This is a genomic window from Clostridium sp. KLE 1755 (assembly GCF_000466465.2).
Taxonomy (GTDB): Bacteria; Bacillota; Clostridia; order Lachnospirales; family Lachnospiraceae; genus Eisenbergiella; species Eisenbergiella porci.
Genome location: NZ_KE992652.1, coordinates 1 through 2,665, shown reverse-complemented (window position 1 = coordinate 2,665; position 2,665 = coordinate 1). Strand labels below are relative to the sequence as shown.

Annotated in this window: 2 protein-coding genes; both read right to left on the bottom strand. The window is 41.8% G+C overall.

All coding sequences use genetic code 11. The annotated features are described in order from the left end of the window. Positions 1 to 33 precede the first annotated feature (33 nt). Positions 34 to 810 carry an ABC transporter permease gene (locus HMPREF1548_RS01935; RefSeq protein WP_021633995.1) on the bottom strand — a complete coding sequence of 259 codons (777 nt, stop codon included), beginning with the start codon at positions 808 to 810 and terminating at the stop codon, positions 34 to 36. Positions 811 to 815: 5 nt separating this feature from the next. Beyond that, positions 816 to 1,619 carry an ABC transporter permease gene (locus HMPREF1548_RS01930; RefSeq protein ID WP_021633994.1) on the bottom strand — a complete coding sequence of 268 codons (804 nt, stop codon included), beginning with the start codon at positions 1,617 to 1,619 and terminating at the stop codon, positions 816 to 818. Positions 1,620 to 2,665 lie beyond the last annotated feature (1,046 nt).

The window sequence follows — 2,665 nt, the reverse complement described above, 5'->3', positions numbered from 1 at the left end:
TGAATGCGCAAACCTGCCTGAACTGTTACCAAATTATGAACCTGTGGATTTATAATGTTTCAGGCCGATCCGGAAGAAAATATAACAGGGAAGAAGAAAAAGAAGGGATATTACGGGCATTAACATATAAACCGGACTCTTCTTCCTGTCCATCAGATAAAGAAGCGGATAATACTGAAAAAGCGCCAGAGGAATCACAAAGGTCAGAACCTTAAGAATACCGCTGCCATAGACGGAAAAGGGATATTTTCCAAACTCACGCGCTCCGTAGGTGAATATATTCATAAAATTGAGATTCTGAATTGTAAAAAAAGTAAATGTGGCCTTCAGAAGAAAAAGGCTGAAAAATAATATGCTTCCGCAAAGTATCATGAGAAAGAGGGTTACGATTTTTTTCCAGTCCCAGAGAATACCGCTTCCCGGAACCGCGTAGCACAGCACAATTACAGCCTGGATCAGCAAGCCGAGACGTGTGAAATCCATATTGGGAACCAGTATCTGCAGAATAATGTTTCTTGGGCGGACGAGGGCGCGGTCAAATTCACCGTTTCCCATAATTCTTGGAAATACGGCCAGGCCGCCGCCGAACATTTCTCCAATGGCAAAAGCCATCATTACTACGGCAAAGCACAGTAATACCTGATTATAGTTAAAATCATCAATAGCATTTACTCTGGAGAAAATAAAATACAGCCCGAAAAAGGAAGTGAAGGCCGTAATAAACTGCCCCAATGTTGTCAGCAGAAAAGAAACCCGGTACTGCATCTGGCTTTTCAGATTCATTGCCACCAAATTCATATAAAGCTTCATACTTCTCACCCTCCCTGTACCACAACTTTTTTAAGAGACGCCCTCATAAAAAGCTGTCCGGTTAAAACCAGGGCAGCCAGCCAGAATAGCTGGAAAAAGACACCCTGCATGGCATCCATACCGGTCAGCTTTCCGCAGAATATCTGCAGCGGCATATTCTGCATCGCCGCAAAGGGAAGTACCCTCACCACAGTCAGTACCTGATCCGGAAAAAATGGGAGCGGTATCACGCCACCAGACAAAAATGTGGTGATCGCCGTCACTATGATTTTTATCCCTCTCTGCGATACTATGTAAAAAAGCGAAACATACATCAGCATGGCAAAGGCTACCACAACACCCAGGGCAATAACCGCGGATATGAGGAAAAGAAGGAGCTGCATCAGATTCTGCGGCAAAACCATCCTGTATGGCTTGGGAAGAAGCGCCGCAATAAACAATACCGGCAGGCTGTTCACAGACATAAACGCCACCCGGTTCGCCGCGGACTGGGAAAACCAGCGGCCGTACAGCCCCATGGGGCGCACAAGCTCATAGGCTATGGAACCGCTACCGATAGCCGTATAAATTTCCTCATCACCAAACACCACTGAATACATGAGAAATAATATCTGCTGCATCCAAACATAGGATACGGTCTGCGAAAACTCCATTGGAAAGGCATTTCCCGCAGTGCGGTAAAGGGCGGTATATGCCAGGATTTCCATAAATGCCCATGCGAAGCTTTTCAGAATTTCTCCAAACGCAGCGGCCCGGTACTGCAGACTGTTGATAAAACGGATGCGGAACACCGTAATGTATTTTTTCATGATGGTACTCCTTTTGATGGGGATGATTTAGAAGGTTTACTTTATTTCGGGGGATCTTTATCATACGCGTTGCGGTGATATTTTTCAAGTGATTAATAGTAGATAAAGGCAGAAAATAATAAATTAAATTATTTTAAATATTGAAGTATTTTTTATGATATATTGCAAATCAACGTGAATAGTGCTATCATAATGATATAGAAGGTGCTACCTATAGACAGTTGTCCCATTCATTGAATTTGACTAGAAATAACCTCCAATCTTTCTCAGGGACGTGGTTGTTATTTCTTTGCTTCTATGTAAGCTATCAAAAGTGGAATTATGATTACAAGAATGTAACAGTTCAGTCTTCGGCCGAACTGTTACTGCATCCGCCCATGATAAGTCGCCTTCGGCGAGGGGCGGATGCCTGCTGTCACCACGTTTTCTCACGGTTTGCGCAGTAAATGCGCAAACCTGCCTGAACTGTCACACAAGAATTCTTTAATAGCAGAAAAGATCTTGCAGAAAAGCGATAAAAGTGTTAATATATTTACATAAAAGGTGCTACCGATAGACGGTTGCCCCATTAAAATTTTAGCTGAAATAACCGCCAATCTTTGTTAGGGACACGGCGGTTATTTCTTTGCTTCTATGTAAGCTATCAATAGCGGAATAATGATTGCAAGAATCATTAACACCAGCGATAACAGTTCAAAGTCGCTCATTATCCATTCCCTCTTTCGTATCATATTCCTGAAAACAGGTTTCTATGTAATCAGAGGGTCACAAAGGATGCTGGCATCCTTTTCCCTCCGTAAGAGGGCAACCGCCTACCGTGTAGGGTAGCACCGTTTATAGTATATCAAAAAATAATAAATGAAACAATAACTATATCTATATCTATAAAATGTTTATAAACAATTACTTTGGAGAGTATTTTATATTATTTTCTATATTTCTTTCTATTAATCTTCCCCCATCCTTAAATCCTTTTTTTATCCAATCTGACAAAGCAACTGCTTCTAAAACCTCTTATTAGTGCCTGCTGATTAAGCCAGTTTTAT

Excerpts from the sequence above, each read along its gene's own strand:
- HMPREF1548_RS01935 (WP_021633995.1), bottom strand. The coding sequence starts at position 810 with ATGAAGCTTTATATGAATTTGGTGGCAATGAATCTGAAAAGCCAGATG.
- HMPREF1548_RS01930 (WP_021633994.1), bottom strand. The coding sequence starts at position 1,619 with ATGAAAAAATACATTACGGTGTTCCGCATCCGTTTTATCAACAGTCTG.